We start from the raw sequence: 14652 nt of genomic DNA on the forward strand, positions 1-14652 counted from the left end.
CTGCATATGCGTGTCCATGGCTGCGCAGATTGCGCCGCGTCTGAACACGCCGTGCCCTGCGTTCAGGAATGGTAAGGACTTCCTGATACGGCTGCGCGAGAACTAGCATTTTGCAACCGTTCGCGAGGCCGTTATGACGCTGCTCAGTCACCTGAAAATCCGCACCAAGCTTGCCAGCATGGTCTGTCTTGCGGCGCTCACCGTGACTGCCCTCATCGTCGCGTCAGCCTATCTCAGCAAGACGCGCATGCTCGAAGATCGCGCGCGCCAGATGCAGACGGCAGTCGATCTGCTGCACGGCTTCGCGCAATCGCTCCAGGACGACGTCACCGCCGGCAAGATGACGCTCGCCGATGCGCAAGACCAGTTCAAGCTGCGCGGCCGGCGAATGAAGTTCAACGGCGGCCAAGGCTATCCCGTCGTCTATACCGCCGATTCAACAGTGATGATGAATGGCGGCGCGCCTCAGCTCGAGGGCAAGAACAACGGCATCAAGGATGCCAATGGCATCGTGATCGGCGATGCCACGGTGGCCGCAGGCAAGCAGACACCGGAAGGCAGTATCCTGTCCTATCTCTTCCCGCGTCCGGGCGAGACCGTTCCGGTCCGCAAAATGGTGTTCGCTCGCCAGTTCGCGCCCTGGAACGTCGCAATTGCCTACGGTCTCTATGTCGACGACATCGACGCCGACGTGCGCGCGCTGACGCTGGAGCTCGCCGCAATCGGCGTTGGCCTGATGCTGCTGATGGCGACGCTGTCCTGGCTGATCGCCCGCGACGTGCTCGGCGCGCTCAACCGCCAGAAGACCCGCATGCAGGAGATTTCCGAAGGCGCTATCGACAGGCCGGTCGAGGAGACCGATCGCGGCGACGAGATCGGCCGCATGGCCGAGACGCTCGAAATGCTCAGGCAGACCGCTTTGACGGCGCGCACACTGGAGGCCGAGCAGGTTGCCGCCAAGACCCGCAATGAGCAGGAGAAACGCGACGCCCTGATCTCGCTCGCCGACCGCTTCGATGCCTCGGTCGGCCAGCTCGTCGGCCTGATGGCCTCCGGCTCCGGCGAGCTCGAGACCACCGCCAAGTCGATGTCGTCCACGGCCTAGGGCACCAACCGCCGCGCCGCCGTGGTCGGCTCGGCCGCCACCGAAGCCAGCCAGCGCGTTCAGACCGTTGCCGCCGCGGCCGAGGAGCTCTCCTCCTCCATCACCGAGATCAGCCGCCAGGTCGCGCAGTCCGCCGAGGTGACGGAGCGCGCCGTCGACAGCGCACGCCGCACCGACACCATCGTCCGTGCGCTCTCAGACGGCGCCCAGCAGATCGAGCACGTCGCCGAGCTGATCTCCAGCATCGCAGCGCAGACCAATCTGCTCGCGCTCAATGCCACCATCGAGGCCGCACGCGCCGGTGAAGCCGGCCGCGGCTTTGCCGTCGTCGCCTCCGAGGTGAAGTCGCTGGCGAGCCAGACCGCGGAAGCCACCCGCGAGATCGGCGACAAGATCGCCCAGATCCAGGGCGCGACCAAGGAGGCCGTGGACGCCATCGGCGGCATCACCGCCACCATCGAGGAAGTCAGCCGGATCGCCACCTCGATCGGCGCGGCCATCGAGGAGCAAGGCGCCGCCACCGCCGAGATCGCCCGCAGCGTCTCGCAGACCGCTGAAGCGACCAAGGAAGTCACCACCAATATCGGCGGTGTCAGCACCGCGGCGAACGAGACCGGCAACGCCGCCGGCATGGTGCTCGCTGCGGCCAGCAATCTCTCCAAGCAGGCCGAGCAGCTCTCCGGCGAAGTCGGCACCTTCCTGGCCGGCGTGCGCGCGGCGTAAGCTTCCCGACGCCAATCCCTCCACATGCGTCATGGCCGGGCTTGTCCCGGCCATCCACGTTTTTATAGCCGCTCTGCACGAAGAACGTGGATGCCCAGGCCTTCGCCGCGCCGAAGCGGCTTCGGCCGCGCAGCCGGGACGAGCACCTGCGAATTTTAGTGGGTTATCGCCGCGCGAGGGTGCAGCCGCTCGAGAGCTGGCGCGTCGATCCGGTCGAGCCGTCGTTCGACTGCGACGGGAATTCCTCGAACGGCGTGTTCTGCTTGCCGGTGTTGAATTCGAAGATCTTGCGGAACACACCCGGCACCATGGCCGAAACCGGATTGACGCGCATCACCGGCGCGGCCGGCGTGCCGACGACCTCGTAGGTCACGCCGATCAGGCCTTCCTTGTCGCCACCGCCCAGGAACAATCCGAGCACCGGAATCTGTCCGAACATGTTGTTCAAGCCGTACATCGGCACGAAGGTGCCGCTCATGCAGACCTGGTTGCCGGGATAGTCGATCGAGCCCTCGATGGTGGCGCCGATCATCGGGCCCTTGACGACGCCATCGCGGATCGTCAGCGCGCCGTTCTGGCGCGTGAACTCGGCGCGCAGCGCGCTGAAGGAGACGCCGTTCCCGGTGCCGTTGGGCGCGCCGGCGGCAACGCGTTCGAGCTGCGCCTCGCCCTTCACCGTGAAGTCGCGGACGTTGATGAGGCCCTCGCGCGTGGTGTTCGGCTCCGACGTCGGCGGCTCCATCGCCACCACCATCTGGCCGCCGCTCGCCTTGGTGTAGGTGTCGGTGAAGCGCAGCAACGCGCCGGCATCGTTGGTCTGGAGGTAGATCACCTCGCGATTGCCCTGGGCGCGGCCGCCGCGCAAATCGGCTGCCACCGGCGTGTCGCGGCCGATCTTGCCGTTCAGCGTGAAGGCTTTGACGGTGCCGTTGCGCCGCGACATCTTGCCGTCGACGCTGCGCATCGCCTCGCCGTTGAAGCCCGCGACGGCACCGAGCTTCACGTCGATGTCGAAATCGACGTTCTTCATCTTGTTCTTGGCGTCGTCCTTGGAATTGCCCGAGATCGCCGACTTCAGGAAACCGCGGCCGTCGAACACATCCCCGCGCATCGTGCCCCGCACCACCCCGTCCTGGCCACGCTCCACCTTCAACGAGGCCTTGTCGCCGTCGGACGGGGCGTAGGTCGGGAAGTTCGCGTTCATGAGGTCGCCGTTCGGATCGACTTCAAGCGAGCCCTTGATCGAGGCGCCGCCGCCTTCGACGACGATGTCCTCCAGGCGCGTTGATTGCGCCGTCGGCAACACCTTGAAGCTGGCCTTGGCCGACTTGCCCGGCAGCTTGACCCAGCCGGGCAGGATGTTGTCGAGCTTGACCGAGGTCAGGTCCGCCTCGACACCGAGCTTCGTCGTCTGGTCGGGACCTCCGGCGATCTTGCCCGACAGCTTGATCGGCAGCGATCCGCTCACGGCAGGGCTGAGGTCGAATCCGAGACGCGCGCGGCTCGCATCGTCGAGCGTGGCCTGCAATTTGACGTCAGCGTCGCCCTCGGTCGGCTTGCGATAGTCCAGCGAAGCCGCCTGCCCGTTGATCTTGACGTCGCCCTTGACCTGATAGCCCTGGTTGTTGGCTGATATCTTGAGGTTGTTGGCCTCCAGCTTCTGGTTCATCACCAGCTTGTCGGCGGCAAAGCCGTTGAGGTCGGCGCTGACGGCGTAGCTGGTGTCGCCCTTGGTCAGCGCGCCCTTGACCGGCAAGCCGAGCTGGATGTTCGCCGAGAACGTTCCCTTGCTGGTGTTGGGATCGACGAACGTCGCCGACAGATCGCTGAGCCGATCATTGGAAAGGATTTCGGCGGCGGCCGCCACGGGGCCGTCGGCGCGGAACCTGGTCCGCGATGGCGACGGCTTGGGCGCCATATCCGGCACCTCGAAGACGAAGTCGGAGATCGTGACCTTGCGGCCCGCCGGCGTATCGGCAATGCCCTGCCCGATATTCACGGTCGCGGTGCGCCCGGTCACACGCGCCTTCAAATCGGCATCGTGCACCACCGGCATGCCATCCACAGGGCGGACCGCGACGCCACTCGCGACGATGTTGACCGACAGGCCGTCGTCGGGAATGGGCGGGCCCTTGCGCGGGAGGTTCTTCGTCGGCGAATTGACGCCGATCTCGATGCGCTGGAGCGTGCCGCGCTCGATCCGCTCGATCACCCATTCGCGCAACTCGGGAACGACGAGCGTCGGCCACATCCGCTTGAGCGCGGAGGCCGACATCGGCGTTCCCGCAAAGCCCAGCGTCAACCGCGGCTCGCCCGAATAGTCGATGGCACCGGTGCCGGCGACGCCGATCTCGCCATTGCTGATATCGGCTTGCGTCAGCAGCATGCGCTTGTGGTCGGTATCGAAGCGGAAGCCAATCGCGATGCGGTTGAAGACCAGCGGGGGCTCGTTGTCGATGCCGCCCAGCAGGATCGAGCCGCCGCTGAAGCCAAGCTGCCAGTCGTTGGTGGTGCCGTTGGGCGGCTCGAGATGGGCCAGAAGCGTCAGGCGGTTCGCGCCCGAGAGAATCTTGAACGGAGCGACCAATACCCGCCGGTTCGAATCCCACTCGACGTTGATCTCGGCCGAGTCGATCGCCATCGGATAGTCAGGCGTGTCGGTGTCGATGATGTTGCCCGCACCGACCGCGATCTTGCCGCGGAAGAAGGTCGGCACGCCGTCGCGGCCGAGCTCGCCCTTGAGCTCGCCGGTCAGCGGCAGGTCGGCGGTGTAGGTGAAGTCCTTCACCCGGAGCGCCAGCAGGATGTTGGCGGTGGAAAGCTTATCGGCGCGGATGTCGACCGAACGCACACCATTCTCGCCAGGGCCGATCGTGGCGCGCAGCGACCACGGGCGCGCGCCCTCCTCGCCTAGGCTGAGCGCGACGCCGCCATGGCTCGGCCGGCGCAGGCTGAGCGTGATGTTCTCAAAGCTCCATTTGCTGCCGCGCTGCTGATCGTCGACGATCAGATTGCCGTTCTTCAGACCGATCTCGTTGAGGTTCTGGCCGTCGAGGCCGGTCATGCTCAGACTGTCGAGCCAGTCGAGGCCCTGAAGAATGCCGCTCGGGGCAGCGGCCTGGGGAGCAGCCTGCGATGCGTCCGGGCTTGCAGGTCCGGCGGCGAATGGCGGCGGCGGGACACCGTTGCGCGGGAATGTCGGCGGCAGGCCCGCTTCCTTCTTGGATGCGACGCCGGTTGCCAGCGGCTTGGCGGTGTCGCCGGCGGACACGGTGACGGTGCCGTCGGGCGCAATGCGGATCGCCAGCTCGGCATCGACGAGGTTGAGGCTTTCCGCGCGCAGGTGCCCCATCAGGAGACCCGCCCCCGACAGCTTCACTTCGGCCTTCGGCGCGGTGGCGACGATGGCGTGATCATGGTCGCGGACGACGATGTCGCGGATGCGCACGGCGATGCGGATCCGCCCGGCCCGCTCGATCTGGGTGCCGCCGACCTCCACAGTGTTGCCGTGGCCGATATTGTCCTCGATGGCAGCAGCGAGCCAGGGTGTCGCGATGTCGAGATTGATGGGACCCGCACCAAGCCGCCACCACAGCGCGCCGAAACAGCCGATGAAAATGACGGCAAGGGCTCCGACCACGATGGCCAGCCGCTTCAGCCAGCGATCAGCCGCCAGCCAGCGGCGCATTGACGCAAACCCGTCACCGAAACGATGGAAGCCTGAATTGGAACGCGACAACAGCCGGCGCGCCCGATAGCCCGCCGCTGCTTCCTGATCCGGATCCCAGTCGGCGTCGTCCCATTCCTGCGGCTGCTGTTGACCGCCGCGCCGATCGAAATCCCGATTGTAATCCTGGGGCGACGTATTCCTTGCCATTGCCTCTCGATACAGGCGCCCATCGTAGGATTGAGCACCGCCGGGACCGCAGCCGTCCGCGGGAAGCGAAGCTCCCCGCGCCGGCATTGCCGCCATACCTCGAATGTTCCTGCTGTTCGTCATTTCGCCCCGGGCGCGCGTTCAACGAGCAGTGGGGTGGTGCGTGGAATTCCTTGTAACCATACCCCGGCGTCGCCAGACTTGCCCAGACGAGGGCGATTCCGGCACACCGGACGAGAGCTGCAATACCGCTTTGGTTGACCCGCCGAAAGCGACGAAAGGAAGGCGTATGTCCAAGAAATCCCGAAAGAAATCGTCCAAAACGCCCTCCGGCATCGCAACAGCTAAAAAGAAGACCCCGACCAAGCGGGCAACGACTCAAACAAAGTCCGCGAAAACACAGCGGACGCAGGCGAGCAAATCAACCAGGACCGTAGCAAAAGCAGGATCACATAAGGCCGCGTCGAAACAGTTAAATTCCTCCAAATCGGCCTCCGCGCCCGCGAAGGCGAAGCCGGCCCTGACCGAAGGCCAGAGGGCGCCCGCCTTCCGGCTGCCCCGCGACGGCGGCGATGTGGTCTCGCTCGCCGACTATGCCGGTCGGAAGCTCGTCCTGTTCTTCTATCCCCGCGCCGACACGCCCGGCTGCACCCGGGAGGCGATCGATTTCACGCGGCTGGCGGACGCTTTCAGCGCTGCCGGCACGGCCCTGCTCGGCATCTCCGCCGATCCGTTAAGGGCCCAGGAGAAGTTCCGCGACAAGCACAGCCTCGGCATGCCCCTCATCTCGGATGAGAAACACGAGATGCTGGAGGCGTACGGCGCCTGGGGCGAAAAATCTATGTATGGCAAGAGCTTCCTCGGAGTTCTTCGCACCACGATACTGCTTGGTGCCGACGGCAAGGTAGCCAGGGTCTGGCGCAATGTCCGCGTCGACGGCCACGCCGACGAGGTGCTGGAAGCGGCAAGAGGCCTTTAACCAATCCGTTAAATTCGAGTGGTTCCGTTTCCGGAAAATTAACCATGACCGGCCCAGATTGCTGCGGCAATTAGGCCGTACGGACTCATCCGACCGGCGCGGGAGTGCCGATGTCGAAAAGTTCTGCCCAATATTCGCAGTACCCCCAACATCACGCGCACGACCACGGACGGCCCCTCCATCGCCGTCCTGCCGCCGCCGTGGCTGCAGCCGCGATCCCCCTTCCCTCGACCGACGACGCCTACACCATCGTGCACCACGGCAAGCAGGTCCGCCTCGGACCTGTGGTGTTCTGGATCGTGGTCGGCACCGTCGTGCTGCTCGGACTCTGGTCGGCCGCGACCGCGACCTATTTCGCCTTCCGCGACGACGTCCTGACCCGGCTGATCGCACGTCAGGCCGAGATGCAGTACGCCTACGAGGATCGCATCGCCGAGCTCCGTGCCAAGGTCGACCGCACCACCAGCCGGCAGCTGCTCGACCAGGAACAGTTCGACCAGAAGCTCGACCAGATCATGAAGCGCCAGACGGCGCTGGAGTCCCGCGCCACGGCGCTCGGGGCCATGCCCGACGTGACCGGATCAATCCCCCGCACGGCCCCGCAGCGCGGTGATTCGAGCCAGGGCGCGACGCAGGGCACGCCGAAGCCGTCGCCGATCAGCGACACCGTGATCTTCGTGGCACCGCCCGATCGCGAAGCACGGCTTGAGTCGCGTGCGCTGACCGTCGCGGCACCGCCGACCAGCCAATTCGCCAAGAACCAAGGTTTCGACAACGTCCTGGTCCGGCTCACGACCTCGCTTGACCAGGTCGAGCGTCGCCAGATGGCGACGCTCAGCGCCGTCGAGGAAGGCATGGATTCACGCATGCGCCGGATGCGCGGTGTCGTCAGCGACCTCGGCCTCAATCTCGCCAGCCTCGAAGCCGCCGTGCCGCGCTCCGCGATGGGCGGTCCTTTCGTGCCCGTCAAGCTGGCGGCCAATGCCGGGCCGTTCGAGAAGCAGCTCAACCGCATCAATGTCACCCGCGCCGAGATGGATCGGCTCAATCGCACGCTGGCGCTGGTGCCGTACCGCAAGCCCGTCATCGGCGAGGTCGAATTCACCTCCGGCTTCGGCGTGCGCAGCGATCCCTTCCTCGGCCGGCCCGCGATGCATACCGGGCTCGACTTCCGTGCCGCCACCGGTGATCCCGCCCGCGTCACCGCCAACGGCAAGGTGGTCTCGGCCGGCTGGTCGGGCGGGTACGGCCGCATGGTCGAGGTCGATCACGGTAACGGACTTGCGACCCGCTACGGCCATCTCTCCGAGATCAACGTCAAGGTCGGCGAGATCGTGAAGCTCGGCCAGGTCATCGGCCTCGTCGGCTCGACCGGCCGTTCCACCGGCCCGCACCTCCATTACGAAACCCGCATCGACGGCGAAGCGGTCGATCCGCAGAAGTTCTTGCGCGCCGGCGTGCGGCTCAGCGCGGGCTAAGCCCGCACCACGCGCTTTCAGCGTGGCCGCGCCTACCGCCGGCCGCCGCCCATCCCGCCTCCGGGACCTCCAAAGCCGCCACCGCCCATTCCACCGCCGGGTCCCATGGGCCCACCGCCGGGCGAACCAAATCCGCCGGGGCCTGACGGGCCGCTCGGGCTCGTCGGCGCGGAGCCGGGATTCGCACTTGGGCCAGGTCCTGGGCCAGGTCCAGGGCCAGATCCCGGCGCAGGTCCACCACCGGGCGCGCCGGGCTGGCCGCCGCTCGGAGTGGTGGCACCGCGGTTCGGATGCAGGATCGAGCCGCCGGGCGACCGATTGGGATTGCCGCCACCGGATGGAGGGGCTCCCGGCCCCTGGCCTATGGCCTGAGCCGACTCGACCTGGAAGCCGCGCGAGCGATCGAACACGCCGTTGACCACCATGCGGGCCTCGCCGGCCGCCGGGCCGAAGCGTGAACCGTCACGAGCCACGAAGCCGGAGCCGAGCTGGAGGTTCGATCCCACACGCTGCACATAGGCCTCGATCGAGAGGCGGCTTGCGCCGACGAGATCCGAGAAGTCGTCGATGCGCGTGCGCGCGGCCTGCATCGTGCCCTGGCTCGAACGGCCCTCGATCTGGGCGCGCTGGTCAACCAGCAGCGGATCGACCCCGCTCAGCCTCAGCCCGCCAATATGCAAGCCGTCAGGCCCGCGCTCGACGAGACCGGTGACACGCTCGGTCGCCTCGCGCCGCGGCTCGATCAGGCTTGCGACGATCACGCCGTCGGTCCGGCGCAGGCCGTAGACGGCCACCTGCGTGCCCGCACGAAGCTTGCTCTCCTTGTCGCTTGTGACGATCTTCTGGCCGAGCACCGTCAGCTCGTTGCCCTTCACGGTTTCGATCGGACCTGCGACCTCGCTCGCGATCGTGATGTTGCGCGTCACGAGCGTGCCGTCGGCCTGACGGGTCGCGACCACGCGCGCGAGCTGACCGATGCGCAGAGCCTTGGGGCTCGCGGCCTCGCCGTCGATCCGGACCGGCACGTCGCTCGCATAAGTGACGCGCTCGCCGTTGACGTAGATGCTGCCAAAACGCTGAATCACGCCGACGATGCCGGTGCCGCCGATGCCGTGGTCGTCACCGCGCCTGATTCCGGTGCCGCCGATGCCCTGATCGGTGCCGCGCTTGACCTGCGCGTGGGCCATCGCCGTACCGGCGAGCCAAAATCCTGTCAGCAGCAGACGGCGGGAGATCAGCGGCGGCCGGCTCATGAATAACCACCCTCCTTGCCGCTTTCCTTGCTGCTGTCCTTGCCGCCTTCCTTGGCCTCTGCCTCGCCATCTGCATCTTCGCTGTAGATGTAGATGCCGAAATTCCAGCGGGCGTCACCGCCCTTGTCCTTGCCGAGCGCGCGGTTGGCCTCGCGTTTGGCGGTCTTCAGCGCGTCCATCGCGAGCTCGCGCGAGCGTGCCTCGAGGCGCTTGGCAAGCTTCGGCGAGATGTTGTTGTAGTGCACCGCGCGCTCGAGGAAGCGCGGCGCCGCGCCTGAGACGTTCTGCGCGGCGGCCGCAATATGGTCGTGCAGATTGCGGCCGAGATAGTGCCACTTGCTGTCGTCCTCGCCGCTCGGGACGAAGGCCGCCTCGACCAGCTCGATCTCGTCGGAATCGTTGATGGTGACGAGCTTGCGGTCGACCCATTCGTCGAGCACCGCGCGCGGCCGCACGTCCTTGGTGACGGAGGCGACCAGCTGCTCGAACGACGGCGCATCGCCCTCGGCCGTGCGCGGCAACGCCAGCGGCTCGCCCTTCGCATCGGTGAATTCGGGCGCGGCAAGCCAGCGCGCGATCACGGCGCTCGTCAGCGACACTGCGGCCGGCGCCTCGTGCACCGGCGCGCCGGCACCGCGCAGCCGCGCCACCTCCTTGCGATGGATCCCGGTGAGCAGGCTGACACGGCTATCGGTCTGCTCCTTCCCCTCCAGCGCAAAATCGTGCTCGGCGACGTTGACGAACAGCTCGCGAAGCAATTGCGCCAATGCCGGAAAAGTCATGCCGCTGCGAATGCAGAGCCGCACGAGCGGGCGCAGCAGCCGCGCCAGCGGCGCGTGCAGCTTCGCGGCAGTCGGCTGCGGAGCCGCTGCTTTGGACCCGGACTTGGCATTCATGTCTGAATAGTACCCGCGCCCCACGTGGGACACAATCCCACTTTTTTCTCCCTTCCGATTGACGTGGTAAATTTTCCCACGTAAATGAGGCACCACTGAGGGCGCGACGTAAAGGGACTCACACCCATGGCTGACCGCTTGGTCCGCAATTCCAACTCACTGCGTGCTGTGCCGGCTCCTGACCGGGGGCGCGGCGCAATCGAGCCGATGCTGCCGGCGCTGTTGCGCGGCGTGATCTTCATCTCGGTGCTGGCCGCACCGTTCGTCGCGGCCCTTCTCGCAGGCTGACACCATCATGCATCACACCAGCGAAACTCCGCGCCGCCCGTCGGTGCTGCACATCTTCAAGATCTATTATCCCGACCTGTTCGGCGGCACGCTGACGGTGATCCGCGACATCTGCGCGAACCTGAATGACAGCTTCGCCTCCGCCGTGCTGGTCTGCTCGCAATCGGCCGAGCGGCGCGAGATCGTCGTCAATGATGTGCCGGTCGAGCGCGTCCGCTCCTTCGGCAATCTCCTGTCGCTTCCCGCCGCTCCTACTTATCCCTGGCGGCTCTGGCGCAAGATCGCCGAGCACGATTTGCTCGCGCTCCATGCCCCCTTCCCACTCGCCGACCTCGTTTTCGCGTTCGGCTTCGGCGCCAATCGGCCGCTGGTGGTGCACTGGCATGCCGACATCGTCACCCATGCCGGCCTGCGCTGGTTCATCGAACCGTTGATGCGGCGGACACTGCGCCGGGCGAAGGCGATCATCGTCTCGGACCACGCGCTGATCGAGAACACGCCGTTGCTGCGGGAATTCGTCGACAAATGCCACGTCGTGCCGTTCGGCATCGACACCTCGGGTTACGACTGGCCCAAGATCGAGCCGCACCACGTGAACGATCGCGGCCGGCTCGTGCTCGCCTGCGGCCGGCTCGTGCCCTACAAGGGCTTTGACGTCCTGATCCGCGCCGCCGTCAACCGCAAGTTCGAGGTCTGGATCATTGGCGAAGGCACCGAGCGGCCGCGGCTCGAGCAGCTGATCCGCGAGCTCGGCCTCGGTGACCGCGTCCGCCTGCTCGGTTCGGTGAACGACTGCGAGCGCATCAAGCTGATGTGCCTGTCCGACGTCTTCGTCATGCCGTCGGTGACCAATGCCGAGACCTTTGGCCTGGTCCAGCTCGAGGCCATGGCCGCCGGCCGCCCTGTCGTGAACACGGCGCTCGACACCGCGGTGCCGCGCGTCGCCCGCCACGGCATGGAGGCGATCACGGTGCCGCCGGGCGATGCCGAAAAGCTCGGCGATGCCATCGACACGCTGATCAGCGATCCCGAGCGCCGCCGCCGCATGGGACTGTCAGCCCGGACGCGCGCCCTCACCCGCTATTCCGCCCCAGCCTTCAGGGAAGGCATGCAGGCCGTCTACCGCGACGCCGTCACCGCGTCGTGCAGGGAACCCGCAACCGCCGCCGAGCTGCCGCAGGCGACCGGCTGGCTGGACACCGTCCAGATCGCGGCCGCACTGGCCTGGTCGGACATGCGCCACCGCTACGTGCGTTCGCTGCTTGGCCCGTTCTGGATGTCGCTTCAGATGGCGATCGTGGTCGCCGTATTGGGCTCGGTGATCGGCCAGATGTCGAACGCCGACATGCTGGCGCGCCTGCCGATGCTGGCGCTGTCGATGACGGCCTGGACCTTCCTCAACAGCGTCGTGCTCGATGCGACCACGGCACTTCAGAATTCCGCCAGCCTGATCCGCGACCGGGCGCTGCCGCCGGTGATCTTCCTGCTGCAATGCACCTTCCGCCAGGCGCTGTTCGCGCTGCATAACGCCTGCGTGCCGCTGGTGCTGTGGCTGATCCTCTCGCCCCACGACCTCTCTCACGCGCTGGCGGCGCTGCCTGGCCTGCTGCTGTTCATAGCCTGTACCTTCGCCTTGAGCCTCGTCCTCGGCGCGACGGCAACGCGCTATCGCGACCTCAAGCCGATCATCGAATCCACGCTGATGCTCGCCTTCCTCGCCTCGCCCGTGATCTGGTCCGCCGAGATGATCAATCACCGCTCGACGGTGATGCGGCTCAATCCGCTGACGCATCTGTTCGCGGTGTGGCGCGAGCCACTTGCAGGCGGCCATATCGATCCCGCCAGCATCGTCTACGTCTTGATAACGCTGGCGCTGCTGATCTTTGCGAGCGTGCTGACGCTGGTCCACCTGCGCAAAGCCGCATTCTGGATTTGACGCATGGTCTCGATCAGCCTGCACAACGTCTGTCTCAACTATCCACTCTACGGCGCCTACGACTTCTCGCTGAAGCGGCGGCTACTCGGCCACCTCATCCGCGAACCGGGCGAGATGCGGATCATCCGCGCCGTCGACAACGTCTCGATCGAGGCCGAAGCCGGCGCCCGTATCGGGCTTGCCGGCCCCAACGGCTCCGGCAAGTCGACGCTGCTGCGCCTGATTGCCGGTGTCTATCCGCCGACCAGTGGCCGCGTCACGGTCCGGGGCAACGTCGTGCCCCTGCTCGGCCTGAACGCCGGGGTCAATCTGGACTTCGTGGCGGAGGACAACATCGCGCTGCTGCTGCGGATCAGCGGTCGCAAGCCCACACGTAGCGTGATCGACGAGATCTGGGCTTTCACCGAGCTCGAAGCGCGCATGCAGCGCCTGCCCCTGCGGATGTTCTCCTCGGGCATGCTGATGCGGGTGTTGTTCGCGACCGCCACCGCTTTCCCGGCCGACATCCTGCTGCTCGACGAATGGCTCAGCGTCGTCGACGAGCATTTTGCGGAGAAGGCCGAGAGGCGGCTGCAAAACCTGGTCTCGCAGGCGGCGATCGTGATCATCGCCTCGCACGACCTGCCGCTGCTGCGCCGCACCTGTTCCAGCATCATCAACCTCGATCACGGCCGCATCGCCTCGACCCTCGCGGTCGAGCCGCCCGCCACGCACGCCTTTGAGCTCCGAGAGAAACGCGCATGAAACAGAACATCCTGATCGTGTCCGAGTCGCTCGGGCAACCCAATCACAAGCGCGGCATCTTCCACTTCACCCGGGAATTGGTACGGTCGCTCGCGTCGGAAGGCCACGAACTCACGTTGCTGGTGGAAACCTCGAAGCGTTACCGCAAGCTATGTCGGCGCGAGCGACGCACGAAGCTGTTTCCGGCGCAGTCGCGCAACATCGAACTGCTCGCTCTTTATCGCTTCCTCGACGAGGTCAACGTGAGCGGGCCGGTGATGCTCAGCGGCGCGCGTCGCAGGTTCGACTGGCTCCGCCACAAGGCCACCATGCTGCTGTCGCGGGACAATATCCTCTGCCTGCTGCGCGCGATCGGCCTGCTTGGCCTGCACGCCCGGCTGATCGAGAACCGGACCGCTGCGCTCGAATACATTCCGCCGGATATGCGCCATCTCGAACTGTTCAGCGAATTCCAGCTCGAGCCCGGATTCTTCAACTATCAGGACTCCTCGGCCTTCTTCCTGCTGCCGCCGCCGCGGATCGAGGCGCGTGACTATGATCTCATCGTTGTGGACACCCCGACGCGGGTCGCGATCAGGCGCAAGCCGAACGCCAAGGTGATCTGCGTCGTCCACGATTTGCTGCCGCTCACCGATCTCAAGCTCAGCGACATCGCCACGCGGCAATTCCTGGCGCGGATCGGCACCAGCCTGCGCCAGGCTGACGAGCTCGCCTTCGTTTCAAACTATAGCATGATGCGGTTCAGGGAACTGTTGCCGCAATTTGCGCACCTGCCGGCGCGGGTCGTGTATCCCCGCACCCGGTTCGACGCCCCGGATGTCCTCCACCTCCCAGCCCTGTCGGGGCGTCCGGGGCGGCCGAACTTCGTCATCATCGTGTCGAACGAACCGCGCAAGAACGTCGCCACCGTCATTCGTGCCTTCCGCAACGTCCCTCAGGCCGATCTCGTGGTGATCGGTCATGCGGGCCAAATCAGCCGGATGCGCAACCTGCCGCCAAATGTCCGCTTCGCCGGCTATGTCGACGAGCATGAAAAGGCCGCCATGATCGCGGAGGCGCACGGGCTGATCATGCCGAGCCTGGCCGAAGGCTTCGGCATACCGATCATCGAAGCACTGGCCGCGAACACGCCGGTGCTGTGCTCCGATATCGCGGTGTTCCGCGAAGTCGCGGGCGAGCTCGCCGACTATTTCGATCCGTTCTCGACCGATGCGATCGCAGCTTCAATCACCCGCGTGCTGACGCGGCAGGAGGAATGCCGCGGCCGCATCCGCGCGAGGCGACACGAGCTCGCCGAGCGCTTCGGCTACGAGACCCAGGCGCGCGACTTCCTCGGGCATGCGATGCCCCGGGAAAGCCTGGCCGCGCAATAA

The 14652-nt window shown here is 66.2% G+C and carries 9 protein-coding genes and 1 pseudogene; 7 read left to right on the forward strand and 3 right to left on the reverse strand.

Going from position 1 to position 14652, the window contains the following annotated elements:
- Positions 1–133 precede the first annotated feature (133 nt).
- Positions 134–1828: pseudogene (locus ACVJ5M_RS26815) on the forward strand (methyl-accepting chemotaxis protein).
- 163 nt (positions 1829–1991) lie between these two features.
- On the opposite strand, the gene ACVJ5M_RS26820 reads toward ACVJ5M_RS26815, so the two are convergent.
- Entirely contained in the window at positions 1992–5792 is a 3801-nt protein-coding gene (locus ACVJ5M_RS26820; protein WP_456679635.1) for a YhdP family protein, read from the reverse strand.
- 202 nt (positions 5793–5994) lie between these two features.
- Here ACVJ5M_RS26820 and ACVJ5M_RS26825 point away from each other — a divergent pair, with 202 nt between their 5' ends.
- On the forward strand, positions 5995–6684 hold the full coding sequence (locus ACVJ5M_RS26825; RefSeq protein ID WP_084795150.1) for a peroxiredoxin: 690 nt from the start codon (positions 5995–5997) through the stop codon (positions 6682–6684).
- Positions 6685–6794: 110 nt separating this feature from the next.
- Positions 6795–8162, forward strand: a complete 1368-nt coding sequence (locus ACVJ5M_RS26830; protein WP_354099575.1) for a M23 family metallopeptidase — start codon at positions 6795–6797, stop codon at positions 8160–8162.
- Between the two features lie 32 nt (positions 8163–8194).
- Here ACVJ5M_RS26830 and ACVJ5M_RS26835 read toward each other — a convergent pair whose 3' ends face one another.
- Positions 8195–9415 carry a DUF5666 domain-containing protein gene (locus tag ACVJ5M_RS26835; protein ID WP_283018764.1) on the reverse strand — a complete coding sequence of 407 codons (1221 nt, stop codon included), beginning with the start codon at positions 9413–9415 and terminating at the stop codon, positions 8195–8197.
- The gene (locus tag ACVJ5M_RS26840) at positions 9412–10311 is read right to left on the reverse strand and encodes a DUF6502 family protein (RefSeq protein WP_283018763.1); all 900 of its coding nucleotides are present in this window, start codon (positions 10309–10311) and stop codon (positions 9412–9414) included. Before ACVJ5M_RS26840 ends, ACVJ5M_RS26835 begins: the two co-directional genes overlap by 4 nt.
- A 126-nt stretch (positions 10312–10437) precedes the next feature.
- On the opposite strand from ACVJ5M_RS26840, the gene ACVJ5M_RS26845 reads away from it, so the two are divergent.
- Genes ACVJ5M_RS26845 through ACVJ5M_RS26860 form a run of 4 tightly spaced genes read left to right on the forward strand, consistent with a single transcriptional unit; the run spans position 10438 to position 14652 of the window.
- Positions 10438–10599 carry a hypothetical protein gene (locus tag ACVJ5M_RS26845; protein WP_283018762.1) on the forward strand — a complete coding sequence of 54 codons (162 nt, stop codon included), beginning with the start codon at positions 10438–10440 and terminating at the stop codon, positions 10597–10599.
- Positions 10600–10606: 7 nt separating this feature from the next.
- A complete protein-coding gene (locus tag ACVJ5M_RS26850) occupies positions 10607–12535 on the forward strand; it encodes a glycosyltransferase (protein WP_283018761.1) in 1929 nt (642 codons plus the stop codon).
- 3 nt (positions 12536–12538) lie between these two features.
- On the forward strand, positions 12539–13279 hold the full coding sequence (locus ACVJ5M_RS26855) for an ABC transporter ATP-binding protein (protein ID WP_283018760.1): 741 nt from the start codon (positions 12539–12541) through the stop codon (positions 13277–13279).
- Positions 13276–14652, forward strand: coding sequence for a glycosyltransferase family 4 protein (locus tag ACVJ5M_RS26860; RefSeq protein WP_283018759.1), 1377 nt, complete (start codon positions 13276–13278; stop codon positions 14650–14652). The genes ACVJ5M_RS26855 and ACVJ5M_RS26860 overlap by 4 nt, the downstream gene beginning before the upstream one ends.

This window comes from Bradyrhizobium sp. S3.7.6 (assembly GCF_054061875.1).

Excerpts from the sequence above, each read along its gene's own strand:
- ACVJ5M_RS26820 (WP_456679635.1), bottom strand. The coding sequence starts at position 5,792 with ATGCCGGCGCGGGGAGCTTCGCTTCCCGCGGACGGCTGCGGTCCCGGC.
- ACVJ5M_RS26825 (WP_084795150.1), top strand. The coding sequence starts at position 5,995 with ATGTCCAAGAAATCCCGAAAGAAATCGTCCAAAACGCCCTCCGGCATC.
- ACVJ5M_RS26830 (WP_354099575.1), top strand. The coding sequence starts at position 6,795 with ATGTCGAAAAGTTCTGCCCAATATTCGCAGTACCCCCAACATCACGCG.
- ACVJ5M_RS26835 (WP_283018764.1), bottom strand. The coding sequence starts at position 9,415 with ATGAGCCGGCCGCCGCTGATCTCCCGCCGTCTGCTGCTGACAGGATTT.
- ACVJ5M_RS26840 (WP_283018763.1), bottom strand. The coding sequence starts at position 10,311 with ATGAATGCCAAGTCCGGGTCCAAAGCAGCGGCTCCGCAGCCGACTGCC.
- ACVJ5M_RS26845 (WP_283018762.1), top strand. The coding sequence starts at position 10,438 with ATGGCTGACCGCTTGGTCCGCAATTCCAACTCACTGCGTGCTGTGCCG.
- ACVJ5M_RS26850 (WP_283018761.1), top strand. The coding sequence starts at position 10,607 with ATGCATCACACCAGCGAAACTCCGCGCCGCCCGTCGGTGCTGCACATC.
- ACVJ5M_RS26855 (WP_283018760.1), top strand. The coding sequence starts at position 12,539 with ATGGTCTCGATCAGCCTGCACAACGTCTGTCTCAACTATCCACTCTAC.
- ACVJ5M_RS26860 (WP_283018759.1), top strand. The coding sequence starts at position 13,276 with ATGAAACAGAACATCCTGATCGTGTCCGAGTCGCTCGGGCAACCCAAT.